This is a genomic window from Ensifer adhaerens (assembly GCF_002007205.1).
GTDB lineage: Bacteria > Pseudomonadota > Alphaproteobacteria > Rhizobiales > Rhizobiaceae > Ensifer > Ensifer adhaerens_D.
In genome coordinates, this window is record NZ_LAZS01000006.1 from 891,881 (window position 1) to 917,395 (window position 25,515).

At 64.2% G+C, this 25,515-nt stretch carries 27 protein-coding genes; 10 read left to right on the forward strand and 17 right to left on the reverse strand.

Annotation, left to right across the window (positions count from 1 at the left end; genetic code table 11):
- Positions 1-43: 43 nt before the first annotated feature.
- The 10 genes from pheT to infC all read right to left on the reverse strand — a co-directional run bounded on the left by pheT (position 44) and on the right by infC (position 9,413).
- Entirely contained in the window at positions 44-2,470 is a 2,427-nt protein-coding gene (gene pheT / locus XB14_RS16985) for a phenylalanine--tRNA ligase subunit beta (RefSeq protein ID WP_077962737.1), read from the reverse strand.
- Positions 2,471-2,499: 29 nt separating this feature from the next.
- Complete coding sequence (gene pheS, locus XB14_RS16990) at positions 2,500-3,582, reverse strand: phenylalanine--tRNA ligase subunit alpha (RefSeq protein ID WP_077962738.1); 1,083 nt, start codon at positions 3,580-3,582, stop codon at positions 2,500-2,502.
- A 52-nt stretch (positions 3,583-3,634) separates the two neighbouring features.
- Positions 3,635-4,408 (reverse strand): hypothetical protein, encoded by a 774-nt coding sequence (locus XB14_RS16995; RefSeq protein ID WP_077962739.1) that lies wholly within the window; start codon positions 4,406-4,408, stop codon positions 3,635-3,637.
- A gap of 145 nt (positions 4,409-4,553) precedes the next feature.
- Entirely contained in the window at positions 4,554-4,958 is a 405-nt protein-coding gene (gene rplT / locus XB14_RS17000; protein WP_012710091.1) for a 50S ribosomal protein L20, read from the reverse strand.
- A gap of 39 nt (positions 4,959-4,997) precedes the next feature.
- Positions 4,998-5,201: a 50S ribosomal protein L35 gene (gene rpmI, locus XB14_RS17005; protein WP_077962740.1), complete on the reverse strand. Its 204-nt coding sequence runs from the start codon at positions 5,199-5,201 to the stop codon at positions 4,998-5,000.
- A gap of 217 nt (positions 5,202-5,418) precedes the next feature.
- Entirely contained in the window at positions 5,419-6,786 is a 1,368-nt protein-coding gene (locus XB14_RS17010; protein ID WP_077962741.1) for an ATP-binding protein, read from the reverse strand.
- Positions 6,783-7,448 (reverse strand): response regulator transcription factor, encoded by a 666-nt coding sequence (locus tag XB14_RS17015; RefSeq protein ID WP_077962742.1) that lies wholly within the window; start codon positions 7,446-7,448, stop codon positions 6,783-6,785. Before XB14_RS17015 ends, XB14_RS17010 begins: the two co-directional genes overlap by 4 nt.
- A gap of 9 nt (positions 7,449-7,457) precedes the next feature.
- Positions 7,458-7,916, reverse strand: coding sequence for a PepSY domain-containing protein (locus tag XB14_RS17020; RefSeq protein ID WP_234804064.1), 459 nt, complete (start codon positions 7,914-7,916; stop codon positions 7,458-7,460).
- A gap of 282 nt (positions 7,917-8,198) precedes the next feature.
- The gene (locus XB14_RS33270) at positions 8,199-8,708 is read right to left on the reverse strand and encodes a hypothetical protein (protein ID WP_077962743.1); all 510 of its coding nucleotides are present in this window, start codon (positions 8,706-8,708) and stop codon (positions 8,199-8,201) included.
- Between the two features lie 168 nt (positions 8,709-8,876).
- A complete protein-coding gene (infC, locus tag XB14_RS17030; RefSeq protein ID WP_077962744.1) occupies positions 8,877-9,413 on the reverse strand; it encodes a translation initiation factor IF-3 in 537 nt (178 codons plus the stop codon).
- Between the two features lie 220 nt (positions 9,414-9,633).
- On the opposite strand from infC, the gene XB14_RS17035 reads away from it, so the two are divergent.
- Both XB14_RS17035 and XB14_RS17040 read left to right on the forward strand, forming a co-directional pair.
- Positions 9,634-10,434, forward strand: a complete 801-nt coding sequence (locus XB14_RS17035) for an alpha/beta hydrolase (protein WP_077962745.1) — start codon at positions 9,634-9,636, stop codon at positions 10,432-10,434.
- 289 nt (positions 10,435-10,723) lie between these two features.
- Positions 10,724-11,344, forward strand: a complete 621-nt coding sequence (locus XB14_RS17040; RefSeq protein WP_077962746.1) for a transglutaminase-like cysteine peptidase — start codon at positions 10,724-10,726, stop codon at positions 11,342-11,344.
- A 70-nt stretch (positions 11,345-11,414) separates the two neighbouring features.
- Here the strand turns inward: XB14_RS17040 and mbfA are convergent, their stop codons facing one another.
- A complete protein-coding gene (gene mbfA / locus XB14_RS17045) occupies positions 11,415-12,398 on the reverse strand; it encodes an iron exporter MbfA (RefSeq protein ID WP_077962747.1) in 984 nt (327 codons plus the stop codon).
- Between the two features lie 165 nt (positions 12,399-12,563).
- On the opposite strand from mbfA, the gene XB14_RS17050 reads away from it, so the two are divergent.
- The gene (locus XB14_RS17050) at positions 12,564-13,394 is read left to right on the forward strand and encodes a lipo-like protein (protein WP_077962748.1); all 831 of its coding nucleotides are present in this window, start codon (positions 12,564-12,566) and stop codon (positions 13,392-13,394) included.
- On the opposite strand, the gene XB14_RS17055 is transcribed toward XB14_RS17050, so the two are convergent.
- On the reverse strand, positions 13,384-14,625 hold the full coding sequence (locus tag XB14_RS17055) for an SAM-dependent methyltransferase (protein ID WP_077962749.1): 1,242 nt from the start codon (positions 14,623-14,625) through the stop codon (positions 13,384-13,386). The two genes, XB14_RS17050 and XB14_RS17055, sit on opposite strands and share 11 nt — an antisense overlap.
- Positions 14,626-14,787: 162 nt before the next feature.
- Positions 14,788-15,357, reverse strand: coding sequence for an elongation factor P (gene efp / locus XB14_RS17060; protein ID WP_077962750.1), 570 nt, complete (start codon positions 15,355-15,357; stop codon positions 14,788-14,790).
- Between the two features lie 160 nt (positions 15,358-15,517).
- On the opposite strand from efp, the gene epmA reads away from it, so the two are divergent.
- The 6 genes from epmA to XB14_RS17090 all read left to right on the forward strand — a co-directional run bounded on the left by epmA (position 15,518) and on the right by XB14_RS17090 (position 21,530).
- The gene (gene epmA / locus XB14_RS17065) at positions 15,518-16,570 is read left to right on the forward strand and encodes an EF-P lysine aminoacylase EpmA (protein WP_077962751.1); all 1,053 of its coding nucleotides are present in this window, start codon (positions 15,518-15,520) and stop codon (positions 16,568-16,570) included.
- Complete coding sequence (locus XB14_RS17070; RefSeq protein ID WP_077962752.1) at positions 16,567-17,619, forward strand: lysine-2,3-aminomutase-like protein; 1,053 nt, start codon at positions 16,567-16,569, stop codon at positions 17,617-17,619. The genes epmA and XB14_RS17070 overlap by 4 nt, the downstream gene beginning before the upstream one ends.
- A 170-nt stretch (positions 17,620-17,789) precedes the next feature.
- The gene (locus XB14_RS17075) at positions 17,790-18,221 is read left to right on the forward strand and encodes a carboxymuconolactone decarboxylase family protein (RefSeq protein WP_077962753.1); all 432 of its coding nucleotides are present in this window, start codon (positions 17,790-17,792) and stop codon (positions 18,219-18,221) included.
- Position 18,222: 1 nt separating this feature from the next.
- Positions 18,223-19,116 (forward strand): RNA polymerase sigma factor SigJ, encoded by an 894-nt coding sequence (gene sigJ, locus XB14_RS17080; protein ID WP_077962754.1) that lies wholly within the window; start codon positions 18,223-18,225, stop codon positions 19,114-19,116.
- A 90-nt stretch (positions 19,117-19,206) separates the two neighbouring features.
- Positions 19,207-20,634: an MFS transporter gene (locus XB14_RS17085; protein WP_077962755.1), complete on the forward strand. Its 1,428-nt coding sequence runs from the start codon at positions 19,207-19,209 to the stop codon at positions 20,632-20,634.
- Positions 20,635-20,714: 80 nt separating this feature from the next.
- Positions 20,715-21,530 carry a class I SAM-dependent methyltransferase gene (locus tag XB14_RS17090; protein WP_077962756.1) on the forward strand — a complete coding sequence of 272 codons (816 nt, stop codon included), beginning with the start codon at positions 20,715-20,717 and terminating at the stop codon, positions 21,528-21,530.
- 71 nt (positions 21,531-21,601) lie between these two features.
- Here XB14_RS17090 and XB14_RS17095 read toward each other — a convergent pair whose 3' ends face one another.
- Complete coding sequence (locus XB14_RS17095; RefSeq protein ID WP_029742421.1) at positions 21,602-22,264, reverse strand: OmpA family protein; 663 nt, start codon at positions 22,262-22,264, stop codon at positions 21,602-21,604.
- 203 nt (positions 22,265-22,467) lie between these two features.
- Here XB14_RS17095 and XB14_RS17100 point away from each other — a divergent pair, with 203 nt between their 5' ends.
- Positions 22,468-23,106 carry an exopolysaccharide biosynthesis protein gene (locus tag XB14_RS17100; RefSeq protein WP_077962757.1) on the forward strand — a complete coding sequence of 213 codons (639 nt, stop codon included), beginning with the start codon at positions 22,468-22,470 and terminating at the stop codon, positions 23,104-23,106.
- Positions 23,107-23,224: 118 nt separating this feature from the next.
- Here the strand turns inward: XB14_RS17100 and XB14_RS17105 are convergent, their stop codons facing one another.
- The 3 genes from XB14_RS17105 to XB14_RS17115 form a co-directional block, all read right to left on the reverse strand.
- Positions 23,225-23,572 carry an antibiotic biosynthesis monooxygenase gene (locus tag XB14_RS17105; RefSeq protein WP_143348413.1) on the reverse strand — a complete coding sequence of 116 codons (348 nt, stop codon included), beginning with the start codon at positions 23,570-23,572 and terminating at the stop codon, positions 23,225-23,227.
- Between the two features lie 99 nt (positions 23,573-23,671).
- Positions 23,672-24,697, reverse strand: coding sequence for a histone deacetylase family protein (locus tag XB14_RS17110; protein WP_077962759.1), 1,026 nt, complete (start codon positions 24,695-24,697; stop codon positions 23,672-23,674).
- Positions 24,698-24,987: 290 nt separating this feature from the next.
- Positions 24,988-25,515 (reverse strand): GNAT family N-acetyltransferase, encoded by a 528-nt coding sequence (locus XB14_RS17115; RefSeq protein ID WP_077962760.1) that lies wholly within the window; start codon positions 25,513-25,515, stop codon positions 24,988-24,990.

Genomic DNA, 25,515 nt, shown 5'->3' on the forward strand with positions numbered 1-25,515 from the left:
CTGCAGTGCAGCGGCCCTTTCGGTATCCGTTTTGTCGATCGGATCAGGCGCGCAGAACGCCGCCGGTCGTCTTCGTCACATTGGCGACGATCTTGGCGGTGAGCGCCTCGAAATCCTCGTCGGTCAGCGTGCGCTCGACCGGCTGGATGGTCACCTCGATGGCGATCGACTTCTTGCCTTCGCCGAGCGACGCACCTTCGAAGACGTCGAAGACGCTGACGCCGGTCACCAGCTTGCGGTCGGCACCGGAGGCGGCACGCAGGATGGCGCCGGCTTCCACCGCCTTGTCGACGACGAAGGCGAAGTCGCGCTTGACCGCCTGGAACGGCGAAAGGTCGAGCGCCGGCTTGGTGCGGGTCGCCTTCTTCTTCGGTTCGGGCATGGCGTCGACATAGATCTCGAAGCCTGAGAGCGCGCCCGAAACGTCGAGCGCTTCGAGCGTCTTCGGATGGAACTCGCCGAAGGTACCGAGAACGATCTTCGGGCCGAGCTTGATCGTGCCGGAGCGGCCCGGATGATACCAGGCGGGACCACCCGGCTCGAACTGGACGTTGCCCATCGGCACACCGCAGGCTTCGAGCACGGCGATCGCGTCGGCCTTGGCATCGAAGACGTCGACCGGCTTGCCGCCGCCCTTGGCCGCGTTCGACCAAAGACGTCCGGCGCCGTTGAGCGAGGCCGTGCCGCGGCGGATGCCGCCGGCAACGCGGCGCTGGGCGTCCGGCGTGTCGCCTTCATAGGTGCCCGAGACTTCGAAGAGCGCAACGTCGCCGAAGCCCTTGTCGGCATTGCGCTGGGCAGCCGTCAAAAGGCCCGGCAGCAGCGACGGGCGCATGTCCGACATGTCGGAAGCGATCGGATTGGCCAGCTTCAGCGCCGGCGCACCACCGCCGAAGAGCTTCGCCTGCTCTTCCGAGATGAATGACCAGGTGACCGCTTCCAGCATGCCGCGGCCGGCAAGCGCGCGCTTGGCAAGGCGGGTGCGGATCTGCAGCGTCGTCAGGATCTTGCCGTTGACGGTGCCATGGCTCGGCAAGGGGGCAGCGACGATGTTGTCGACGCCGTGGATGCGCATGACCTCTTCGACGAGATCGGCCTTGCCGTCGACATCCGGACGCCAGGACGGAACCGACACCCTGAAGCGCGCTCCGGAACCTTCGACGCCGAAGCCGAGCTTCTGCAGGATCGAGACGCTCTCTTCGGAGGAGACTTCGAGGCCGGTCAGCCGCTTCACTTCGGAAACCGGGAAGTCGACGACCTTCGGCTGGTAGCCGGCATAGCCGACCACTTCGGCCTTGGCAGCCGTGCCACCGCAGAGTTCGAGCACCAGCGCGGTGGTGCGCTCGAGACCGGGCACCATGTATTCCGGATCGACGCCGCGCTCGAAGCGGTAGCGCGCATCGGTGATGATGCCGAGCGTGCGGCCGGTCTTGGCGATGTTCATCGGATCCCAGAGTGCGGACTCGATCAAGACGTCGGTAGTGTTCTCGTCGCAGCCGGAATGCTCACCCCCCATGACGCCGCCGATCGACTCGATCGCCTTTTCGTCAGCGATGACGACGTTGTTGGGGCCGAGCTTGTATTCGCGCTGGTCGAGCGCCATCACCGTCTCGCCGTCCCTGGCGCGGCGGACCGTCAGGTTGCCCTTGACCTTGGCGGCGTCGAAGACGTGCATCGGCCGGCCCTGGTCGAAGGTCATGTAATTGGTGATGTCGACCAGCGCGTTGATCGGGCGCAGGCCGATCGCCAGCAGCCGCTGCTGCATCCACTTCGGCGACGGGCCGTTCTTGACGCCGCGCACAAGTCGCAGCGAGAAGCCCGGGCAGAGATGGGCGTCTTCGTCGAGGTCGAGCGTCAGCTTCACCGGTGTTTCGCCGTCGACGGCAAAGGACGGTGCAGGCCGCGCCTTCAGCGTGCCGAGGCCGGAGGCGGCGAGGTCACGGGCGATGCCATAGACGCTGGTGCAGTCCGGGCGGTTCGGGGTGAGGTTGATCTCGATCATCGGATCGTCGAGGCCGGCGTAAGCAGCATAGCTCGTGCCGACAGGCGCATCATCAGGCAGGTCGATGATGCCGTTGTGATCCTCGGAGATCTGCAGCTCCTTTTCCGAGCACATCATGCCGCGGCTTTCGACGCCACGGATGGTGCCGACGGCGAGCGTCACGTCGATGCCGGGCACGTAGGTGCCGGGTGCGGCGAAGGCGCCGACGAGGCCGGCGCGCGCATTCGGTGCGCCGCAGACGACCTGGACCGGAGCGCCGGAGCCGGTATCGACCATCAGCACGCGCAGCTTGTCGGCGTTCGGATGCTGCTCGGCCGAAACGACCTTGGCGATGACGAAGGGCTTGAAGGCGGCCTTGTCGTCGACATCTTCCACTTCGAGCCCGATCATCGTCAGGCGCGCGCAGATCTCTTCCAGCGAAGCGTCGGTTTCAAGGTGGTCCTTGAGCCAGGAAAGCGTGAATTTCATGATTTCACCTGTGTCCTAATTTTTCGCGATCAGGCCGAAAGACCACCGAACAGCGTCGGCATGTCGAGCGGGCGGAAGCCGTAATGGGTCATCCAGCGAACGTCGGCGTTGAAGAAGTCACGCAGGTCCGGCATGCCGTACTTCAGCATGGCGATGCGATCGAGGCCCATGCCCCAGGCAAAGCCCTGGTACTCGTCCGGGTCGAGGCCGCCTGCGCGCAGCACGTTCGGATGCACCATGCCGCAGCCCAGAATCTCCATCCAGTCGGTGCCTTCGCCGAACTTGACGATCGGACCGGAGCGGTCGCACTGGATGTCGACCTCGAAGGACGGCTCGGTGAAGGGGAAGAACGACGGGCGGAAGCGCATCGTCACCTGGTCGACCTCGAAGAAAGCCTTGCAGAACTCTTCCAGCACCCAGCGCATGTTGGCGACATTCGCCGCCTTGTCGATCACCAGGCCTTCGACCTGGTGGAACATCGGCGAGTGGGTCGCGTCGGAATCCTGGCGGTAGGTCTTGCCGGGGATGATGATGCGGATCGGCGGCTTCTGCGCTTCCATCGTGCGGATCTGCACCGGCGAGGTGTGCGTGCGCAGCACTTTGCGCTCACCCTTCTCGTCCGGATTGAAGAAGAAGGTGTCGTGCATCTCGCGAGCCGGATGGCCCTCGGGGAAGTTCAGCGCCGTGAAGTTGTAGTAGTCGGTCTCGATGTCAGGACCTTCGGCGATCGAGAAGCCCATGTCGCCAAAGATCGCGGTGATCTCGTCGACGATCTGGCTGATCGGATGAATGCGGCCGCGCTCGGCCGGCGACGAGCGCACCGGCAGGCTGATATCGACGGTCTCGCGGGCCAGACGCTCGGCGATCGCCTGGTCCTTCAGCGCCGACTTGCGGGCGGCGATCGCGTCGGCGACCGTGCTCTTCAGCGCGTTGATCTGGGCGCCGCGGGTCTGGCGCTCCTCCGGCGTCATGGTGCCGAGCGTCTTCAGGAGCTCGGAGATCGAGCCCTTTTTGCCGAGCGCGTTGACGCGCACAGCCTCGATCGATCCTTCGTCGCCAGCGGCGTCGATGTCCGCCAGCAGTGTCCGTTCCAGTGTTTCCAGTTCGCTCATTCTGTCCTGCCTCGATGCGGGAATGGGTTCGGTTCTATATCGGTTCTTGTCTTCAGGAATGTGATTGGGTTGCACCCGCCAGATAGTCCGTCGCAGCGATAAAGCGGATGATGTCGTTGCCCTGCCGGATGCGCAGCAGGAAGCGCGCCAGCGGCAGGAAGCGGATGAAGAGCGGCATGATCTCAGCGAGTGCCCTGTTGGCTTCCGCCGGAGCTGCGCGTTTCCAGGCGGCAAAGGCCGCGGCCGGGGTTTCCGGTTGCAAGGCACGGCTCGCCACCTGCAGGAACAGGAGCCAGAGGTCACGCGCTTGGGCGGTCGCCAGAGGCATCACGCTCGCGGGCACTTCTTCGAAATCGAGGAAACCGAACTCGCCGCCCTCAAGGATGAAATCGCGCGGATGCGGACGTCCATGGCAGAGGCCCGCGCGGTGCAGGCGCCCGAGTTCCGCAGCACAACGCACCAGCAGCTGGTCATGTGCGTCGGCGTCGCTGTCGCGCAGCGGTCCCATATGTTTGCTGACGGGCAGGCCAAGGTGGGAGAGAACCAGCACCTTCGGCCCACGGTAAACGACGTCCGGCGTCAAGAAACCGGCCGCGGAGAAGGTCGCGATCTGGCGAACTTCGCGCTCGATCATGCCCTCGACGTCAAGAAGCGGCGATGGCGATAGCACCGGGACGCCGCCGAGCCGGGCGACGAACGCCTGCGCACGCAGAGCAAGACGGGGGCCGGGACGCCGATAGCGCTTGATCCAAACCATCCGATCCTTGAGATCGCAGCGCTCGACGCGCCCCCGGCCGGCGGCAAGCGCTGCCAGCAGAGCCCTCATATCGTCGTCATCAAGCTCCGGGACCGCCGATGGTCCCCTTCGATCGTGGTACACTTTCGTCCCGTACAACAAGAAAAACCCGCGCCAGCCCTGCCAGCGCGGGTTTCCCAACTAATTTCAAAAACGATTTTGGGAAAACGCTGGCTTAACGAACAGCGCTTTCAAACTCGTTTGCCGTGCCGGCTTCCTTGAGGTAGGCGAGCGCCTTCTTGGAAGCTTCGACGAGAGCGCCGAATGCTGCCGGCTCATGGATAGCCATGTCGGACAGAACCTTGCGGTCGACTTCGATGCCAGCCTTGTTCAGGCCGTCGATGAAGCGGCCGTAGGTCAGGCCGAATTCGCGGACGGCAGCGTTGATACGCTGGATCCAGAGAGCGCGGAAGTTGCGCTTGTTGACCTTGCGGTCGCGGTAAGCGTACTGCTTCGAACGGTCAACCGCTGCCTTGGCGGCGCGGATGGTGTTCTTGCGACGGCCGTAGAAGCCCTTGGCTGCCTTCAGCGTCTTCTTGTGCTTTGCGTGGGCGGTAACGCCGCGTTTTACACGTGCCATGTCATGATCTCCTTAACGTGTCCAATATGCCTGAAAGTCTTAGAGACCGTTGGGCAGATAGTTCTTGACGACCTTCTTGCCGTCGGGCTCGGCGAGAACCATGGTTCCACGCGCGTCGCGAATGAACTTATTGGTACGCTTGATCATGCCGTGGCGCTTGCCAGCAGCCGCTGCACGAACCTTGCCGGTTGCGGTGATCTTGAACCGCTTCTTGGCAGACGATTTCGTCTTCATCTTGGGCATTTTGCTACTCCATTGTTCTTAAGAATGCGAAACGGACAGACGAGGTCCATTTCCAGCGTTAAGAACGGCCACGGCATGCCCTGCCGGACCGTTCGGACGGGGGCTTATAACCGCACATCCCGAAAAGCGCAACTGGGGAATCGAAAAGGCGCGCTGCAAGCGGCGATCGAGTACGTCCGCCTCCTGCGCATTCGGCCTTTGCGACGACGCATTGTGCCTAAACCGGATCACGCGGGCGACGGCCGCCGCCGCCGAGGTCGAAAATCAAAGCGACCTCGAGACCGCCGAGGACCGACTGCCCGAGCGACATGGTCGCGCCGTAGGCTTCCGCTATATCGGCACTGATCGCCAGCCCCAGGCCGTTGCCCGAAGCGCGGCCCGTCCCGGCATCGGCGCCATGGGCCCCGCGGCGCGGCGCCTGCTTGCGGTCGCGCTCGGCAATGCCCGGCCCGTCGTCGCCGACGGTGATCCGCACGCGCACGTCGACCACCACCGCCGAAAGGCGGATGCGCGTCCGCGCCCATTTGGCGGCATTGTCGAGCAGGTTGCCGAGACATTCGGCAAGGTCGGCCGGATCGACGTCGAGCGAGAGCGACGGATCGATGTCGACCTCCCAGGCGACGCCGCGCTCGGCGGTCACCGGACGCAGGACACTGACCAGCTTGTTGCCGAGATCGGCGATCAAGGTCGTCGCCATGCGCTCGACGCCCATGCGGGCCGCCTGGAGCTGGCGGTCGGCGCGCTGGCGTACGAGATCGACCTGTTCGAGCGCGATCTCGCGCTGTTCCCGCGGCAGGCCTTCGGCGAGTTGCGCAAGCACCGTCAATGGCGTCTTCAGGCCGTGGGCGAGGTCGCTGGCGCGCGCCCGGGCCTGTGCCAGCGCGGTCGCGCGCTCGGCAAGCAGAAGATTGATTTCGCTGACGAGCGGCTGCACTTCGCTCGGCCCGGCCAGGCCGAAATCCTTCTCCTCGCCGGACCGGACGCGGGCGGCGCGTTCCCTCAATCGCACCAGAGGCAGAAGACCGAGCGCGCCCTGCAGGAACGCGGCGCCGGCAAGCACGGCGGCCGTAGCCAGCAGCATCAGCCGGATACGGCCGTGAAAGGCTGAAAGCGCATCATCGAGTTCGCCGCGCGCAAAGCCGGCAGCAACCGCGAAGCGCTTGGCGTCCGCTCCTTCGCCGAGCGCCAGCGCTTGCCGGTAGACCAGGATCGGCGCGCCGTCCGGCCCCTCCGCTTCGAGGAAGCCCAGGTGATGCGGTGCCGACGGGCGATCGCCATCGATCACCGTATCCCACAGGGAGCGCGAACGCAGAGGAGCACCGCCGTCGCGGTCGAGCTGCCAGTAGCGGCCGCCGGCCGGCAGGCTCAGGCGCGGGTCGGCGGGCTCGCGCGGCAGCACGAGTTCACCGTTGCGCACCCGCACCTGGGCGGCAACGGTATCGACGAGCGTCGCCATTTCGGCGCGGTAGCGCCCGGCAACATAGTCGGTGAAAAGCCTGCTCAAGGAAAGCCAGACCACCAGCAGAACCAGGCCGATGGCTATCGACGCGCCGATCGCGAGCCTCAGCCGCAACGAGCGGATCACGCGCCACCATCCGGCAGGACGTAGCCAAATCCGCGCCGCGTTTCGATCGCACCGCTTTCCGTCTTCCTGCGCAGACGGGCGATCATCGCTTCCACCGCATTCTTGGCGGCATCGTCGTCGCGACCTTGAACATGGCTTGCCAGTTCGAGCGGCGTGACCACCTGGCCCTTGCGTTCGACGAGCAGCGCGAGCATGCGGTATTCCAGCGGGCTGAGATCAAGCGGCTGGCCGTCGAACGTCACCCGGCGCCCGGCCTCGTCGAGCGTGAAGCGCCCGGCTACGCGCACCGATTGCATACGAGGGCCGGCGCGTCGCAGAAGAGCGCGCAGCCGCGCCAGCAACTCCTCGGCCCGGAAGGGTTTCGGCAGATAGTCATCCGCCCCGGCATCGAAACCGTCGACCCGCTCCATCCAGGAGCCGCGCGCCGTCAGGACCAGGACCGGCGTCTCCAGTCCCGCCTGCCGCCAGCGCTTCAGGATCGACAGCCCGTCCATGCCCGGCAGGCCGAGATCGAGGATGACCAAGGCGTAATTGCCGCTTTCCCCCTGCTCCCAGACATCAGGGCCATGGGCGAGCGTATCGACGCCATAACCTTCCGCCTCCAGCCGGCTTGCCACATGGGCCGCAATGTGGGGATCGTCCTCAGCCAGAAGAATCCGCATGCCGCTCCTTTAGAAACCGAATAGGTTCACGAACTTGCCTGTCCGTGCATTGATGCGCAGATTGCGGATCGTGCCCTGGCTGTCGCGGGTGCGCAGCCGGTAAATCTCGCTGCCGCCTGATCGCTTGAGATCGACCGCGATGACCGCGCCGTATCTGTCTTCGTCGATCAGCCGGAGAACCTCCTTCAACGGCAGGATGTCGCCCTTTTCGACGCCGGCGCGGGCGCGCTCCTGGTCGCTCCGGAGGCTGGCACCTCCCTGACCGAGATCATCCTCATCATCCGCGTCGTCGTCATCGTCGTCATCATCATCATCGTTTCCGTGGCCGCCGCCGCCACCATGCGAGCCGCCGTCATCATCGTCGTCGTCATCCTTGGCGAGAGCCGCCATGCCGCCGGGCTGCGGCGCGAGCGAAAGCAGGAGCGAGCAGCAAAAGAGCGCGATCAGATCTCGTCGTGTCATCGCCATGGCTTCATCCTGTCGCGGCGGCTCCTCAGGTCCGGCTGCGTCTTCCCAATGCGCTTGCGGACAGGCCGCGGGAGGGCTGTCCTGCGGCAGGGCCGCGAACATTCGCCGGGGCGAACCTATGCCAGGCTTCGCCGGAACGCCAGCGACGCGCATACCCCCAGCGCCGTATAGGGCACAGAGGGTATGCGCTTGCCGGGTCGGGCCGCCGGGCGGGCTGGTGACGGCCGACCTTTGCTCCGGCGCATGGTGTGGGGCGAATGCGCCGGGCAAATTGCAACCGGGTCAGAACGCCGGCCGGATGGAGACGCTGCCGATCGGCCCGGGATTGCGGCGGATATCGCTGTCGTGCGGCTCGACCGTGACGACGCGAACGCCCCGTTCGTATTCCACCTCGACCTCAAGCACCCGGCCGAGATTGTCGACGGCAACCAGCGAGCCATTGCGCAGGCCCCGCAGGCTCTCGTCTGTAACCCGCAGTTCGATCTCATGATCATCCCGGGCATCGTCGAAGTCGTCATCGATGTCGTCGAAGCCGTCATCGTCGTCGTCGCGGTGACCGGGGCCACGATGATCGTCATCGTCTCGGTCGTCGTCTCGATCGTCGTCGCGGTCGTCATTGCCACCACCACGGCCGCCGTTGTCGTCGTCATCGTCGTCATCGTCGGCGAAGGCCATGGTCGAGAAGGGATGCGCGGCACCGCCGGCAACGAGCGACGCGCCGATCGGCGCCGAAACGAGGCCGCAGACGGCGACCGTAGAAACGAGCAAGGCCTTGCGCAGTACTGAAGTCATGATCTCGGCTCCTTCTCCCGATGTGATGCGGAGAGAATGGCACTGGACGGCTGACAGCTCGCTGAGGGCAATTGTCAGCATTCTGTCAGGAAAGCGCGAAGGATCCCGCAACGAAAAAAGCCGCCCGGAGGCGGCTTTCGTCGATTTCGACGGATGGGCGGCAAGCGCTTAGCGCGGCGCGAGAACCATCATCATCTGGCGGCCTTCGAGCTTCGGCTCGGCTTCCACCTTGGCGATCGCCTGGGTGTCGTCCTTGACCTGCAGCAGAAGCTTCATGCCCAGTTCCTGGTGCGCCATCTCACGACCGCGGAACTTCAGCGTGACCTTGACCTTGTCGCCGTCCTCGAAGAACCGGTTCATCGCCCGCATCTTCACGTCATAGTCGTGCGTGTCGATGTTCGGGCGCATCTTGATTTCTTTGATTTCGACGATCTTCTGCTTCTTGCGCGCTTCGGCCGCCTTCTTCTGGTTGGCGAACTTCAGCTTGCCCAGATCGAGGATCTTGCACACCGGTGGTTCGGAGTTCGGCGCGATTTCCACCAGATCAAGACCGGCCTCGTCCGCCATGCGGAGCGCCTGGTCGATCGGAACGACGCCGATGTTCTGGCCTTCGGCATCGATAAGCTGAACCCGGGGAACCCGGATTTCCTTGTTTGAGCGCGGCCCCTCCTTGACGGGGGCGTCCGCTTTGAACGGTCTGCGAATGGTCGTACTCTCCTCGAGCTATTTCCAAAAATGTTGTTTAATTCGTTCGCCGGCGCGATCCCAAACGAAGCGCCTGAATCTGTCACCGACGGCAATGTGTGAATTGCGGCGCCAGAGTCAATAGCACGGCTTGCAGGGAAAATCACCACCTGTCGATAGCAAGACGAATCTGTTTTAGAAAGAAAATCACCCGCGAAACCGGCCCCTGGAGAGAATTTGCATGCAGAATACGCCAGCCGAGACGGAAATCAGCTTCATCGAGGTCGGCGCGGCGGAGGCCCGGCGCAGGATCGCGATGCGCGTGCGGCACGCCGACAAGCCATCCGGGCAGCCGACGCTCGTCTGGCTCGGCGGCTATCGCTCGGACATGACCGGCACCAAGGCGGTAGAGGTCGAACGCTACGCCATGGAGCGGGGCGCTGCCTGCGTACGCTTCGACTATTCCGGCCACGGCGCTTCCGGTGGGGCCTTCACCGACGGCACGATCTCGCGCTGGCTGGAGGAAAGCCTTGCGGTCATCGATCAGGCGGCACCGGGGCGTGTCGTGTTGATCGGCTCATCGATGGGCGGCTGGGTGGCGCTACGGGCCATCCAGGAGCTCAGGCGCCGGGGCGACGCAAACCGCGTCGCCGGTCTCGTGCTGATCGCGCCGGCACCGGACTTTACCGCCGAACTGATCGAGCCCAACCTGACGGACGCCGAGAGAACCTCGCTTGCCGAGCGCAGCTATTTCGAGGAGCCCTCCGAATACAGCCCCGAGCCGAACATCTTCACCCGCGCACTGATCGAGGACGGGCGGGCCAACCGGGTGCTCGACGGCACGATCACGACCGGCTGCCCGGTGCACATCCTGCAGGGCATGCGCGACCCCGACGTGCCCTATACCCACGCCTTGCGGCTGATGGAACACCTGCCCGCCGACGACGTCGTCATGACGCTCATTCGCGACGGCGACCATCGCCTCTCGCGCGAAGAAGACATTGCTAAAATGAAACAGGCGATCGGCACGATGCTCGCCTGAGCCCAGGGCGGGAAAACACCCGCCCTTCCACCTCCCCCTGTCCAAGAAACCGCCCTGTGCCGTGAACCGCCCAGGATGCAAGGCTTTTGCGCGCCTGCAGCCCCGCCTTTAACCATAAAACCCGATGTCCCGATTCCGGCGATTGACTCTCAAGCGCCGACGCTATTAACTCTTTATTAACGATTAGAGCAGCGCCGGGGACGAACCTAAACAAGCTGCCTTCAACTCAGGATTGCGCGAATACGTCCGGACAAATAGCGTCCGGCATACCGCGTCGCAGGGGACTTGTATGGCGTCTTGGACTGGGGTTAAGGGAAGTATCGCGGCAGTCTGCGCACTTTTCATTTCAGCAAACACGGCAATTCCTGCACAGGCAGGGTCGTCTCCATGGATGCAGACCGGCTCCGCCACATCGCAGCCGATCGGCCACTACGAATTCTGCCAGACGTACAAGAGCGAGTGCAATGTGCGCTCCAAGGGCACGGTGGCGGCGCGTGTGACCGAACGCGGCTGGGCCGCCATCCGGCAGGTGAATGCCGCCGTCAACCGCGAGATCACGCCGATCACCGACCTGGAACTGCACGGCAGGGACGAAGTCTGGTCCTATCCTGACAATGCCGGCGACTGCGAGGACTTCGTGCTCGAAAAGCGCAAGCGCCTGATGAGCAAGGGCTTCTCGGCCAGCGACCTCCTGATCACCGTGGTGCGCAAGCCCGATGGCGAAGGCCATGCGGTGCTGACCGTGCGCACCGCGCAGGGCGACTTCATTCTCGACAATCTCGAAAACGGCGTAAAGCTCTGGACCAACACGCCCTATCGCTACCTGAAGCGCCAGGCCTCGAACCACAGCGGCCGCTGGGTTACCATCCAGAACGGCGCGGAGATCGTCGTCGGCTCGGTCGGCAACTGACCTCAAGGCAAAGCGATGAGTTTCAAAAAGGGCCGGTCGAACCGGCCCTTTTTCGTGGCTGCTATACGCGTCACGCGTTGCCGATCACGATACCGGCTGCCAGCACCAGACCACCGCCGAGCACCACCTGGAACGCGGCCCTGAGGAACGGCGTTTCCATGTAGCGGTTCTGGATGAAGGCGATCGCCCACAATTCGAAGAACACGATCACCGCTGCCGTTACTGTCGCCGTCCAGAAATGCGGGATCAGATAGGGCAGCGCATGGCCGAGACCGCCGAGCGCGGTCATGATACCTGAGGCAAGGCCACGCTTGATCGGCGAGCCGCGCCCTGAAAGCTTGCCGTCGTCGTGGGCGGCTTCGGTGAAACCCATGGAGATGCCGGCGCCGACGGAGGCCGAGAGACCGACGAGGAAGGTCTGCCAGGTGTCCTGGGTGGCAAAGGCGGCGGCGAAGATCGGCGCCAGCGTCGAGACCGAGCCGTCCATCAGGCCGGCGAGACCGGGCTGAACGTAAGTGAGGATGAACTGCCGGCGCGAGGTCTGATCCTCCTCGGCGCGCACGTCTTCGGGCGTGTGCTCTTCGCCAAGCCGCCGGGCGAGCGATTCATGCGATTTCTCGGCGATCGCGAGGTCGCCGAGCAGCTTGCGGGTCGCCGCATCCTGGGTTCTCGCGGCGGCCTGAACATAAAAGCGGTGCGCCGTCTCCTCCATCGCTTCGGCCTCCTCGCGCGCCTTCTCGATCGGCATTTCGGCGATCAGCCAATCGGGCTTGCGGTCGGGAAAGTCGCGCACATGTTCGCGGCGGATCAGCGGGATGCGATTGCCGAAGCGGGCCACGTGCAGGTCGATCAACCATTGCCTGTGGTGGCTTTCCTCCTCCGCCATCTCCTCGAACACCTTTGCCGAGTGGGGATATTGCGCCCGAAGCGCGTCGGCATAGGCAAGATAGATGCGTCCGTCATCCTCCTCGGAGGAGATGGCGAGCGCCAGGATTTCCTGCTCGCTCAGGGAAAGGAACGGGCGTTTCGGACGGGAGAAGAGGCGGGAAAACATTGGGAGAAAACCTTCTTTAGAATAATTCTAAAATAGAAATCTGGGAGGCCACCGTCAAGGCCAAAGCCATGCAATCATGTAACAATCGCTCGACAGAGTGTCGCGGCTCGGCCACCATGCCGGCCACTCGCGAATCTCATTCCCTCCCCCGGAGCGATCGCCTCGATGAGGACCATCTATCCGCTTTCCGAAAGCAGGGACACGCTGCTGGATCGTCTCGGCGCCAGGCTCGCCGCGCGCCTGCAGGCGCAGACGTCCGGCTACGAACCCTATACGCCCTCCGACCAGGAAACGCTGGCGCGCACGCTGCGCCCGGGTGACGTTCTCCTGATCGAAGGCAACCAGAAGGTATCGGCGGCGATCAAGTATCTGACGCAATCGACCTGGTCGCATGCGGCCTTTTTTGCCGGCGACCAGATGCCGCTGACGCTCGATCAGGCGACCTTGCCCGTCATCGAACGGCCGCAGCTGATCGAAGTGAACATCGGAGAGGGCTGCGTCGCGGTGCCGCTGAAGAAATACGCCTCGTTCAATACGCGCATCTGCCGCCCCATCGCGCTGACGCCCGACGACCGCACGGCGCTCGTCGGCTTCATGATCTCGAGACTTGGATTGAAATACGACCTGAAGAACATCCTCGACATGTTGCGCTATTTCATGCCGACGCCGCCGGTGCCGGTGCGCTGGCGCAGGCGCCTGCTGGCCTTCGGTTCCGGCGACCCGACCCGGGCTATCTGCTCGACCTTGATCGCTGCCGCCTTCGAGCAGATCCGCTACCCGATCCTGCCGGAGGTCACCCGCGCGCCCGGGCGGGCGGCGGCAACATCGACCTATTCACGCGAAGAGATCCTGCACATCCGGCATCATTCGCTCTATACGCCCAGGGATTTCGACCTCTCGCCCTTCTTCGCCATCGTCAAGCCGACGCTCGAGTTCGGCTTCGACTACAAGCGGCTGCGCTGGCACGGCGACGGCGATCACCCGTTCAAAGGGTGAGCGCGAGCGCCTGTTCGCGGGCCATGAAATCGCGCTGACGATCGGTGATGTAGTCGCGCACGATCGGCGCCGCATCGCGCGAGCGCGACAGCTGCATGTGGAAGACGAGCTGGCTGCCGGTGCGGAACATCATCTCGGCGCTGATCAGATAGAACTCCCACATGCGGGCAAAGCGCTCGTCGTAGAGGGCGATCACCTTGTCGCGGTTCGCCTCGAAGCGCGCACCCCAATGGGCAAGCGTCGTCGCGTAGTGCACCCGCAGGAATTCGAGATCGCTGACCCAGAGGCTGTTGCGCTCGACCACCTCGAAGACCTCCGAAAGTGCCGGCGAGTAGGCGCCCGGGAAGATGTACTTGCGAAGCCACGAGCTCGCCATGCCGGGCGGGCTCATGTGTCCGATCGAATGCAACACGGCCAGGCCATCGTCGGGCATCAGCGCGTTCAGTTTCTTGAAGAACTCGTCATAGTGGTGGACGCCGACATGTTCGAACATGCCGACCGAGACGATCCGGTCGAACGGCCCGTCAACGTCGCGATAATCCTTCAGCTCGAAGCGTACCCGGTCCGCCAGGCCCGCCTTGCGCGCCCGTTCGGTGGCAAGCGCCTGCTGCTCCTTGGAAAGGGTCACGCCGAGCACCTGAACATCCGCCAGCTGCGCGAGATACATCGCGAGATCACCCCAGCCGCAGCCGATGTCGAGCACCTTCATGCCGGGCTCCAGGCAGAGCTTGGAGGCAAGCAGCCTCAGCTTGTTGCGCTGCGCCGTCTCGAGCGTCTCGTTCGGCTCGCGAAAATAGGCGCAGGAGTAGAGCATGTTTTCGTCGAGGAACAGCTTGTAGAACTCGTTGCCGAGATCGTAGTGATGCGCGACGTTCTGCTGCGCCTTGCCCTTGGGATTGGCCTGCTGGCGCTTGCGGAAGCGCATCTTTACCGCGCGCAGCACCTTCTGGATCGGGTAAGAGCCGAGCGACAGACGGTTGATCGAAAACAGCGTCAGGAAGTCCCGGAGGGTGGAGCCCTCCTCGAAGCGCATGGTGCCGTCCATATAGGCTTCGCCGGCGGCGAGTTCCGCATTGAAGACGAGACTGCGATAGAGCTTCTTGTCGGTGAGCCGCATCGTCACCTCGGGACCGGGAGTCCCGGAAAAAACGTGCCTCTTGCCATCGGCATCGATCACCGTCAGGCGACCCTTGCGAATGAACGACTTCATCATATGCGACAATGGGAACATGCAGACCCTCTCGTGACACGCGTCGTAGCGCCGGCATCCTAGCACCCGTTTTTCGAAATGCGCCCCTTAAATTTCTGGTTGCTCATCCAGGTTTCCGGAAACGAAAACGGGGACGGCAGCTTCAGCCACCGTCCCCGCTCCAATGCGATGTCGGCTTTCGCCTCAGTCCTTGGCGCGCTCGACGTAGGAACCGTCTTCCGTCGCGATGACGACGCGGGTGCCGGCCTGGATGTGCGGCGGAACGAGCGTGCGAACGCCGTTCGACAGAACCGCCGGCTTGTAGGACGACGATGCCGTCTGGCCCTTGACGACCGGCTCGGTCTCGGTGATTTCGAGGGTCACGTGGCGCGGCAGGTCGATGGCGATCGCCAGGCCTTCGTGGATCGAAAGGATGCAGGCCATGCCTTCCTGCAGATAGGCCTTCAGGTCGCCGATGTCGTCGGTGGTCATGACCAGCTGGTCGTAGCTTTCCGGGTTCATGAAGTGGAAGCCTTCGGCATCTTCATAAAGGAAGGTGTGCTCGCGGTCTTCGACGAAGGCGCGCTCGACCTGCTCGGTCGTGCGGTAGCGCTCGGAGACCTTCACGCCGTCGGAAATGCGGCGCATGTCGACCTGGGTGACCGGCGTGCCCTTGCCCGGGTGGAAGTTCTGGGCGGTAAGCACGACATAGAGCTTGCCGTCGACGTCGAGAACGTTGCCCTTACGGACAGATGAAGCGATGACCTTGACCATTAGTCTTCCTTGTAACAGAGGTATGCGCGACACCGCGGGCCGGAAACACTGGCCCTGAAGGACGCGGAAAGAAGGATTTCGCGCCGCCACTACCCTAATTTCGCGCAAATAGCCAGCCTGAGCCGGTCTCTGCGCGAAGAAAGCCTGGACTGAACCGACCATGTCGCATGCCTCACCCTGGTGGACGCCCGACGTCCATGCCGACCGGCGCCCGTTTCTTCTCGGCCGCAACCGGATCCAATCGGCGTTGCGCCGGTTCTTCGAGACGCGCGATTTCATCGAGGTCGACACGGCGACCCTGCAGATCTCGCCCGGCAACGAAGCGCATCTGCACGCCTTCGCAACGCAGGCCCTCAATCACGACGGCTCCGGCCATCCGCTCTATCTGCACACCTCGCCGGAATTTGCCTGCAAGAAGCTGCTGGCCGCAGGCGAAGAGCGCATCGCCTGCTTTGCCCATGTCTACCGCAACCGCGAGCGCGGGCCGCTGCACCATCCCGAATTCACGATGCTCGAATGGTATCGCGCCGGCGAATGCTACGAGGCGCTGATGCGTGACTGCGCCGAGATCCTGGCGCTTTCGGCGGAAACGACGGGCACGAAGCAGTTCAGCTACCAGGGACAGGCCTGCGACCCCTTTGCCACGCCGGAACGATTGAGTGTCGCGGACGCCTTCGCGCGCTTTGCCGGCATCGATCTGCTCGCTTCGATCGCCGCCGATGGCGAAACCGACCGAGAAGCCCTCGCTGCGGCGATTGCCGCCGCCGGGCTCCGGGTCGCCCATGACGACACCTGGGCCGATCTTTTCAGCCGGGTGCTCGTCGAAAAGGTCGAGCCGCATCTCGGCTTCGGCCGCGCAACGATCCTCGATGAATATCCGACAGCGGAGGCGGCGCTGGCGCGTCCCGCCGCGCGCGACCGGCGCGTCGCCGAACGGTTCGAGCTCTATGCCTGCGGCGTTGAGCTTGCCAATGCCTTTGGCGAGCTGACCGACGCGGCGGAACAACGGCGGCGCTTCGATATGGAAATGGCCGAGAAGGCCCGCGTCTATGGAGAGACCTATCCGCTCGACGAGGATTTCCTGGCGGCGCTCGCGATCATGCCCGAAGCGAGCGGCATCGCGCTCGGCTTCGACCGGCTGGTGATGCTCGCAACCAGTGCGTCGCGCATCGATCAGGTGCTCTGGGCGCCAGTGGCGGAGACACGAGCGTGAACGTGCACCGCCCGATCAAGACCGCGCGCGAGCTGGTGGAAACAGGCCTCATCGATGGGGCCAAGGAGGCGGCGGTCGCCGCGGTCGCCGAACGCTATGCGGTTGCGATCAGCCCGGCCATCGCCGGTCTCATCGATCCCAACGACCCCAATGACCCGATTGCACGGCAGTTCGTGCCGGATGCCGCCGAGTTGACCCTGCTTCCCGAAGAGCGCGAGGACCCGATCGGCGACAAGCCGCACAGCCCGGTCACCGGTATCGTGCATCGCTATCCGGACCGGGTGCTCCTGAAGGCCGTGCATGTCTGCCCGGTCTATTGCCGCTTCTGCTTCCGCCGCGAGATGGTCGGGCCGCAGGGTCTGGGCACGCTGGCACCAGCCGAGCTCGATGCGGCGATCGCCTACATTGCAAGCCATGAGGAGATCTGGGAGGTGATCCTCACCGGCGGCGATCCGCTGGTGCTGTCGCCCCGCCGGCTCGCCGAACTCATGGAACGGTTGAAGCCGATCCCGCATGTAAAGATCGTCCGCTTCCACTCCCGCGTGCCCGTGGTCGAGCCGGCACGCATCGACGCCGACCTGATCGCCGCACTCAAAGCCAGCGGCAAGGCGACCTATGTGGCGCTGCATGCCAACCACCCGCGCGAGCTGACGGACGAGGCACGTGCCGCCTCCGCCCGGCTGATCGATGCCGGCATCGTCATGGTCAGCCAATCGGTTCTGTTGAAGGGCGTCAACGACGATGCCGAGGTCCTTGCCAGCCTGATGCGCGCCTTCGTCGAGACGCGGATCAAGCCCTATTACCTGCATCACCCGGACCTCGCCCCCGGCACCAGCCATTTCCGCCTGTCGATCGAGGAAGGCCAAGCACTCGTCGCCAACTTGCGCGGCCGGGTCTCGGGTCTCTGCCAGCCGACCTACATCCTCGACATTCCCGGCGGACACGGCAAGGCGGTGATCAGTGCTGCCACGATCGCGGCCGATGGTGGCGGCTGCTACACGGTCACCGATTTTCGCGGTGGCGAGCACAGCTATCCACCGAAAGCCTGATACACCCGCGAGAAATCGCGACCGTCCAAATTATTGAAACTTCTTCAAAATATTCCGGTCATGCATTTTTCTTGGCGTCCTGCGAGAAAAATCATGAGAGCCGCGTCACAGCTGTCCGGCGTCAATCGTCAAATGGTCATAAGCAACACGACAACGATGGAGTTGAGACCATGACCGATAGCAAAGCCGTCCGCTACGAACAGGAAATCCCGGATGTGCTCGGCGCGCTCGCCGACGTGCACAAGACCATGGACCTGCACGGAATCGACCGGACGATCCACAATCTTGTTCAGCTGCGCGCCTCGCAGATCAACCGCTGCGGCTTCTGCGTGAAGATGCATACCAAGGAATCCCGCACCGAGGGCGAAAGCAACGAGCGGCTCGACCGCATCATCGTCTGGGACCAGGTCAACGATTTCACGCCGCGCGAGAAGGCAGCGCTTGCCTGGACCGAAGCGCTGACCGAGCTTGAGCCGCGCACCGATTTTGCGCCGCTGCGCGCCGAGCTGCGCCAGCACTTCAACGAAAAGGAGATCAGCGTCATCACCGCGACGGTGGCGATGATCAACCTTTGGAACCGCATCCAGATCTCGAGGCACTGACATGAACGACCGGCAGCACATGCAGATCTTCGAGGAGGCGCGCCCGCGCCTTCTCGGCCTTGCCTACCGCATCCTCGGCTCGCGGGCCGATGCCGAAGATGCGGTGCAGGACACGTTCCTGAAATGGCAGGAGGTCGACCGCGCGACGATCGACACGCCGGCGGCCTGGCTCACCACGGCCTGCACGCGCCGCTGCCTCGATCTTTTGAAGGCGGCGCATCGCAAGCGTGTCGACTATATCGGCGCATGGCTGCCCGAGCCGATCCACACGGCAAGCGACGACAACGCGGAAGAAAAGCTGGCGCTGACCTCGTCGCTGACCACGGCGTTCCTTTTGATGCTCGAGCGGTTGACGCCGAAGGAGCGCGCCGCCTACCTGCTGCACGAGATCTTCGGCCAGCCCTATGAGGAAGTGGCCGAAACGCTCGACATGCAGGAAACCGCCGCGCGCAAGCTGGTGTCGCGCGCCAAGACCAACATCGGGCTTGAGAAGGCGCGGCACCAGACGCCACGTGAACGACAGGACGAGCTTCTGTCCGCCTTCCATCAGGCGATCCAAGGCGGCAATGTCACCGGACTTTCGGCCCTGCTTTCGGCCGACGTGAAGCTGACGGCCGACGGCGGCGGCAAGGTGGCGACCGTGCTCGGCGTGCTCTCGGGCAAGGAAACGGTGCTCGCCTTCATCATCGACCGGCTCACCGAATACTGGGCGCATTACGTCTGGGAAATCGGCGACATCAATGGCGGCCGCGGCATCGTGCTTCGGGACAAGGCGAAAAACGAGATCGCCGCGACGGTCGCCTTCGGTTATGACGGCGACGGAAACGTCGATGACATCTTCATCATGCGCAACCCGGACAAGCTGACGCATTTCGGCGAGGCTGCGCTCCACTGATACTCGCGGCATCGCCCCTGCAAACGTGATCTTCCCCACCGGCCAGACCGGTCGCACGTTCGCGGCGATACCGCTGCATGAGGTACTGACATGCTTGAAAAAACATCCGCTCCCCAGCAGGAAACCGGCTGGCGCGCGCTCTTGACTGGCGGCAACGCCGTGCATTCGCTGGTACTGAGCGGCGGCGTCGCGCTGCACGCGCTCAACATCTATGTCGTCACGACGATCATGCCGTCGATCGTGCGCGAGATCGGCGGGCTCGAATATTACGCCTGGAGCACGACCGTCTTCGTCGCAGCGTCGATCCTCGGTGCAGCGCTCTCGGCCCGGCTACTCGGCGCCGTCGGCGCCGGCGGCGCCTACGCGATCGGGGCGCTCGTCTTCGGCCTGGGCACGCTCCTCTGCGCCGCGGCCCCCTCGATGACGATGCTGCTTGCCGGCCGAGCGATCCAGGGCTTTGGCGGCGGCCTGCTCTATGCGCTGGCTTATGGCGTGATCCGCCAGGTCTTCCGGCCGGAACTCTGGACCCGCGCGATCGGCCTGATTTCGGCCACCTGGGGCACGGCGACGCTGGTCGGCCCGGCGATCGGCGGCATGTTCGCCGAGTTTTCCACCTGGCGCGTCGCCTTCTGGTCGCTCTTGCCGCTGACGGCGCTGCTGGCGACCCTCGCCTTCTCGACCTTGCCGCGCAAGGCTGCAGGCGAAGGCGCACGCACGCCGCTTCCCTTGGCGCAACTGGCACTGCTCGTCGCCGTCGTGCTCGCACTTTCCATCGCTAGCACGCTGACCACGGCGGCGGAGCAGGTAGGGTGCGTCGGCGCGGCGATCCTCATGTTCCTGGCGCTGCTCGTCGTCGAGAAGCGGGCGACCGGCAAGCTGCTGCCCTCCGGCAGTTTCACCCCGGCCTCCCCGCTGGCAGCCCTTTATGCTACGATCACCCTGCTGATGATCGGCCTGCAGCCGGAAATCTATGTGCCGTACCTCCTGCAGGAGCTGCACGGATTGTCGCCGCTGGTAGCCGGCTACATTGCGGCGCTGATGTCGATCGGCTGGACCGCCGGGTCGATGACCAGCGCCCACTGGCATGGCGAAAGGGCGAAACGGACGATCTTTGCCGGTCCGGCTTTCGGCTTCGTCGGCCTGGCGCTGATTGCGCTGTTCATGCCGATGGCAGGATCGGAATTCATGGTGATCGCCGCGCCGCTCAGCATCGGCATCATGGCGGTCGGCTTCGGCATGGGCTTTGCCTGGCCGCACATCGTGACGGCCGTTTATGAATTTGCGCCGGAGGGCGAAGCGGAGAAGGCGTCGAGCTCGATTACCACGGTCCAGCTCTTCGCCGCAGCGCTCGGTGCGGCACTGGCCGGACTGACCGCCAATCTTGCCGGCATCGAAACGCCTTCGACGGAGGGCGTCGCGATGGCGACCCGCTGGCTCTTCTGGCTGTTCGCGCTGATGCCGGCGCTGGCGGTGCTGACAGCCGGCCGCGTCTGGCGGACGCGACGGGCGGCCAAATAGGTGCCATTGCGGGCCGCCCCGGAATGGCGGCCCGCAATGCAAGGCGCGCGGCAGGATGCCGGCGCCCTTTGGAGGAGAGGATGGAAGCCGAGGCGATCGGCCTTCACGGCGTACAGGAAACCCTGCTGGTCACGCTCCAGGCGAAGGCCGCTGAGAGCGCGTTCCCGGATTCCCTGCTCAACGATCACTTTGCCGCCGATCTGATAAGGCGGCTCGCCGGCAGGCCGAAACCGCCTGATGCCGGCCACGACATGACCATCGGCATTGCCGTGCGCGCCCACATGCTCGACCGCTGGACGCGCGGCTTTATCGGGCGCCACGCGGACGCGATCGTGCTCAACCTCGGCTGCGGTCTCGACACCCGCGTGCTGCGGCTCGACCCACCCGCGTCCGTCGGCTGGTTCGACGTCGACTTTCCCGATGTGATCGCCCTGCGGCAGCAGCTTTTCCCGGAGCGACCCGGCACCGCCATGATCGCGTCCTCCATCACCAAGAGGGACTGGATCGACCTCATCCCCGCCGACCGTCCGGCGATCGTCGTCGCGGAAGGCGTGTTTCCCTATCTTTTCGAACAGGATGTCCGCGACCTCTTGCGGCGTTTGACCTCTTGCCTTGCGGGCGGGGAAATCATCTTCGACGCCTACAGCCATCTCGGCATCGAGCTCTTGCGGCTGAGCCCGTCCTTGCGGGCGACGGGGGCGGAGCTTCGTTGGGGGCTGGAAAACGCGCGAGCGCTCGAACGGGACGTGCCCGGCCTGACCCTGCTCGACGAGATCAGCGAGTATGATTCAGGCCAGGTCGCGCGCCTGTCGCCAATGGCACGGATAGCGGCGCATGTCGTCAGCGCCCTGCCGATGCTTCGCCGGATGGGCCGCCTGTTGCGCTACGGTTTCTAGATCGAGGGCCAAGAAAAAGGGCCGCGCCTTACGGCGCAGCCCTCTTATTGCAAACCGTCGATTTTGGCCGATCAGGCCTTGATCGGTGCGATCGAGATTTCGACGCGGCGGTTCTGCGCGCGGCCGGCTTCGCTTCCGTTGGATGCGATCGGACGTTCCTTGCCGTAGCCCATGGCCGACATGCGGCGCTGGTCGACGCCCTGGCCCGCCAGGTAGTTGGCGACCGAAGCGGCGCGGCGCTCGGAGAGGCCCTGGTTGTAGGAGGCGCTGCCGGTCGCATCGGTGTGACCGTCAACGTCGATCATCGTCTTGTTGAACTTGCGCAGCACGATCGCCACCGAGTTCAGCGTGTCGTAGAAGGCCGGGATCACCTGGTCACGGTCGGTCGCGAAGGTGATGTTCGACGGCATGTTGAGGATGATGCGGTCGCCGGCGCGGGTGACCGATACGCCGGTGCCCTGGAGCTGGGCGCGCAGTTCGGCTTCCTGGTTGTCCATGTAGTTGCCGATCAGGCCGCCGCCGAGACCGCCGATCGCGGCGCCGACGAGTGCGGAGTCACGCCGTCCTGCGGCACTGCCGCCAACCAGCAGACCGGTTGCCGCGCCGAGGCCTGCGCCGATCAGCGCGCCACCGGCGGTGTTCGACATCTTCTGCTCGCCCGTATAGGGATCGGTGGTGGTGCATCCCGAAAGATAGATGGCCGCGACAGCCAGAATGGCGCATTTCTTGATCATGGAATCAGTTGTCCCCATTGGTGCTCGAATTTGCTTCATACTACGGATTGCGGCAGGAAGATGAAGAGGCGTCCTATTCAGGCCACGGTTTGCCGTCAAATGCCGCTTCGCCCGTGGCGGGCGTGGCGATCAGGGCACACAATAACCGATCCTTCACACGCTCTTGATAGGACGGACACCAAAGAAAAGAGAGGCAAGCTCCAATGGCAATCGAGTTCGGCGACACGCAACGCAGTCTCAGCGACACGCTCAATGGCATGATTGCCTCGATCCGCGGCGAGACGATCACGCTGCGCGAGCTGATGACGGAAATCGGCGAACAGGGCTTCCTGCTGCTGTGCGCGCTCCTGACGCTGCCGTTTCTGCTGCCCGTATCGATCCCGGGCGTCAGCACGGTCTTCGGCGCAGCGATTATCCTGATCTCCATATCGGTCACGCTCAACCGCCTGCCGTGGATGCCGCAGCGCATTCTCGATCGCCGGATCGAGACCGAGAAGCTGGTGCCGACGCTGCAAAAAGGCGCGGATCTCGTTTCCAGGCTCGACCGCTATGTCCGGCCTCGTCTCGGTTTCCTGACGCAGGGCGCGCTGATGAACCGCTTCAACGGCCTGATGATCATGGCCGGCGGCATTCTCCTGATGTTCCCGCTCGGGCTGATCCCGCTGTCGAACACACTTCCGGGGATCGCGATCCTGCTTCTCTCGCTCGGCATCATCCAACGCGACGGGCTCATGGTGGCTGGCGGCTATCTCTTCCTGGTCGCGACGACGGTTTACTTCACCGTGCTTGCCTATATGGCCTTTGCCGCCGGTCAGGGCCTGTCGACATTCTTCGTTTCCTGACGAAACGCGTTCCGTGACATTGGGTGAGCCCGGCCAATCTGCCGGGCCTTTTCATTCTTACTATCTGTTGCACGCAATTCCGGACGGAAAACCGCTGCACACTTTTCCTGGAATTGCGCTAGGCAGCCAGACCACCGAAAGCCCGATAGCTGGCAAAGTCGGTGCGGATGCCGAGCGTCTTCATCAAGGCTTCGCGGTCGAGCCCGAGCTGACGGTCGAACTCGATGAGCGCGGCTGCGACTTTCGGCGCGACGTCGGCACTGGCGAATTCGATCATGGTGATGAAGTCGAACTGGCCGGGGCCGGCATGCTGCTCCAGGAACAGGTCCTTCACATAACCATCCTGCTGGCGGATGACGGCCAGCGTCTTGTCGACCAGTTCGACGAACTGCGGCCGCGCTTCCGCCGGCACGGTGTATTTGTTGATGCGGTAAAGCGGCGCCACGCTATTTGATTGACTGCTCATAGCTCTTTTCCTCTCATCTCTTTTTGAACGAGAGCAGTCGTACGACCTCAAGTATAGTTGAGGTCAATAGTGGCAAAACGCTTTTCCGATGACGGAATCCTAGCCGGAAATACCTCTCAGCACGTTGGCGACGTTGAGGCCGATTTCCGGCACGCCGTAGCCGCCCTCCATGCAGACGACGACCGGCAGGCCGGTGCGCCGCAACGCCTCGCCCATGCGCAGATAATCTTCGGACTTCAGCCTGAAGAACGAGATCGGGTCGCGCTCGAAGGTATCGACGCCGAGCGAAACGACGAGGGCTTCGGCACCGAAGGCCTCGATGCGCGCGAGCGCGTCGGCCATCGCTGTCGACCAGGCGTCAAACAGCGTACCGCGCGGCAGCGGATAGTTCTTCGTCGTTCCGAGCCCGGCACCGGCGCCCTCCTCGTCGGCAAAACCGAGGAAATGCGGGAAGGCCTCGACCGGATCGCCATGCAGCGAGGCGAAATAGACGTCGCCGCGCTCGTAAAAGATATCCTGGGTGCCGTTGCCGTGGTGGAAATCGACGTCGAGCACAGCAACCTTCCGCGCGCCGTGATCCCGCAAGCGCTGCGCGGCACAGGCGGCATTGTTGATGAAGGAATAACCGCCATAGAGATCGATCGCGGCGTGATGGCCGGGCGGGCGGCAGAGCGCGAAGGCGGCACGGCTCCCAGCATGGATGTGGTCGGCCGCCGAGATTGCGCAATCCATCGCCGCGCGGGCGGCGGCGTAGGTACCCTCAGTGATCGCCGTTTCCGCCGCGAAGGAATAGTAACCGAGAGCGCCGTCGATGTCCCTCGGCGGATGCTGCCGCATGCGTCGGGCCGGGAAGCAGGCCGGGATCGCCTCGCGGCGATAACCGTCGGCCACCCAGCGCGACCAGGCGGTTTCCAGGAAATCGAGATAATCGGGCGCGTGCAGCTTGAGGGCGACGTGGAGATCGTGGCGCTCGGGCGCTGAAATATCGAGGAAACCCGCTTCCTTCACCGCCGCCAGGATCCACTCGGCGCGAAACGGTGCCTCGAAAGGCGGCACAAGTTCGCCGCCAAAAAGTTCGGTCTTGGCGTCACGGAGCTTGTGGTCTTCGGAGAAAAAGATGCGCATGCGGGTGTCCTGAAGAGGCAATCGGCGGGTGCCAGTACCCTACCGCAGGTTTCGGACTTGGCAACCTTGGTGGATGCCCCTCATCCGGCCTGCCGGCCACCTTCTCCCCGCAAGCGGGGCGAAGGAGACACGCGGCACTCACTCGACTCGACACCAGCACCGTTGAAGGGCCATAGCCGCTCGGCAGCGTTGCGTACGGGCACGTCCCCTCTCCCCGCCTGCGGGGAGAGGGTTAGGGTGAGGGGCAGTTTCGGCGACTGAGGCAGCCTGTCACCGAGCTGCGATCACCCCTAAGCCGCAATCCTCTTGTAGAAGAATGTCGTGGCGCAGAGGCCGCCTTCCGGCCACATGGCGTAATCCGGGATGACGCCGACGCGCTCCCAACCCATGCGCGGATAGATCGCCTCGGCATCGCTGCCGGTCGCGGTGTCGAGCACCAGCAACGTCTTGCCACGGGTGGCGGCTTCGCGTTCGACCGCGTCCATCAGCCGGCGCGCCAGCCCTTTGCCGCGGGCGTCGCGATGCACCAGCAGTTTCTTCAGGTCGCCGCGATGCGGCTGGTTCGGCATCTGCGCGACGCCGACCTGCACCGTGCCGAGGATGCGCCCTGCTCCCTCCGCCACCATCAGCAGCGTCTCTCCTGCAGCGACCGCTGACGCCACGCCGCGCCAATAGGCAAGTGCCGCTTCCGGCGGATAGGGCTGCATGAAGCCGACCGAGGCGCCGCCCTCGACGCAATCGGACAGCACCTCGGCAAGCGCTGGGATGGCGTCGCGGGCTTGAGTTTCATCGAGCAGACGGATCTGGATATCGGACAT

What these genes read in the sequence shown, in the direction of transcription:
- pheT (WP_077962737.1), bottom strand. Translation starts at nt 2,470, where the DNA reads ATGAAATTCACGCTTTCCTGGCTCAAGGACCACCTTGAAACCGACGCT.
- pheS (WP_077962738.1), bottom strand. Translation starts at nt 3,582, where the DNA reads ATGAGCGAACTGGAAACACTGGAACGGACACTGCTGGCGGACATCGAC.
- XB14_RS16995 (WP_077962739.1), bottom strand. Translation starts at nt 4,408, where the DNA reads ATGAGGGCTCTGCTGGCAGCGCTTGCCGCCGGCCGGGGGCGCGTCGAG.
- rplT (WP_012710091.1), bottom strand. Translation starts at nt 4,958, where the DNA reads ATGGCACGTGTAAAACGCGGCGTTACCGCCCACGCAAAGCACAAGAAG.
- rpmI (WP_077962740.1), bottom strand. Translation starts at nt 5,201, where the DNA reads ATGCCCAAGATGAAGACGAAATCGTCTGCCAAGAAGCGGTTCAAGATC.
- XB14_RS17015 (WP_077962742.1), bottom strand. Translation starts at nt 7,448, where the DNA reads ATGCGGATTCTTCTGGCTGAGGACGATCCCCACATTGCGGCCCATGTG.
- XB14_RS17020 (WP_234804064.1), bottom strand. Translation starts at nt 7,916, where the DNA reads ATGGCGATGACACGACGAGATCTGATCGCGCTCTTTTGCTGCTCGCTC.
- XB14_RS33270 (WP_077962743.1), bottom strand. Translation starts at nt 8,708, where the DNA reads ATGACTTCAGTACTGCGCAAGGCCTTGCTCGTTTCTACGGTCGCCGTC.
- XB14_RS17035 (WP_077962745.1), top strand. Translation starts at nt 9,634, where the DNA reads ATGCAGAATACGCCAGCCGAGACGGAAATCAGCTTCATCGAGGTCGGC.
- XB14_RS17040 (WP_077962746.1), top strand. Translation starts at nt 10,724, where the DNA reads ATGGCGTCTTGGACTGGGGTTAAGGGAAGTATCGCGGCAGTCTGCGCA.
- mbfA (WP_077962747.1), bottom strand. Translation starts at nt 12,398, where the DNA reads ATGTTTTCCCGCCTCTTCTCCCGTCCGAAACGCCCGTTCCTTTCCCTG.
- XB14_RS17050 (WP_077962748.1), top strand. Translation starts at nt 12,564, where the DNA reads ATGAGGACCATCTATCCGCTTTCCGAAAGCAGGGACACGCTGCTGGAT.
- XB14_RS17055 (WP_077962749.1), bottom strand. Translation starts at nt 14,625, where the DNA reads ATGTTCCCATTGTCGCATATGATGAAGTCGTTCATTCGCAAGGGTCGC.
- efp (WP_077962750.1), bottom strand. Translation starts at nt 15,357, where the DNA reads ATGGTCAAGGTCATCGCTTCATCTGTCCGTAAGGGCAACGTTCTCGAC.
- epmA (WP_077962751.1), top strand. Translation starts at nt 15,518, where the DNA reads ATGTCGCATGCCTCACCCTGGTGGACGCCCGACGTCCATGCCGACCGG.
- XB14_RS17075 (WP_077962753.1), top strand. Translation starts at nt 17,790, where the DNA reads ATGACCGATAGCAAAGCCGTCCGCTACGAACAGGAAATCCCGGATGTG.
- sigJ (WP_077962754.1), top strand. Translation starts at nt 18,223, where the DNA reads ATGAACGACCGGCAGCACATGCAGATCTTCGAGGAGGCGCGCCCGCGC.
- XB14_RS17085 (WP_077962755.1), top strand. Translation starts at nt 19,207, where the DNA reads ATGCTTGAAAAAACATCCGCTCCCCAGCAGGAAACCGGCTGGCGCGCG.
- XB14_RS17090 (WP_077962756.1), top strand. Translation starts at nt 20,715, where the DNA reads ATGGAAGCCGAGGCGATCGGCCTTCACGGCGTACAGGAAACCCTGCTG.
- XB14_RS17095 (WP_029742421.1), bottom strand. Translation starts at nt 22,264, where the DNA reads ATGATCAAGAAATGCGCCATTCTGGCTGTCGCGGCCATCTATCTTTCG.
- XB14_RS17100 (WP_077962757.1), top strand. Translation starts at nt 22,468, where the DNA reads ATGGCAATCGAGTTCGGCGACACGCAACGCAGTCTCAGCGACACGCTC.
- XB14_RS17105 (WP_143348413.1), bottom strand. Translation starts at nt 23,572, where the DNA reads ATGAGCAGTCAATCAAATAGCGTGGCGCCGCTTTACCGCATCAACAAA.
- XB14_RS17110 (WP_077962759.1), bottom strand. Translation starts at nt 24,697, where the DNA reads ATGCGCATCTTTTTCTCCGAAGACCACAAGCTCCGTGACGCCAAGACC.
- XB14_RS17115 (WP_077962760.1), bottom strand. Translation starts at nt 25,515, where the DNA reads ATGTCCGATATCCAGATCCGTCTGCTCGATGAAACTCAAGCCCGCGAC.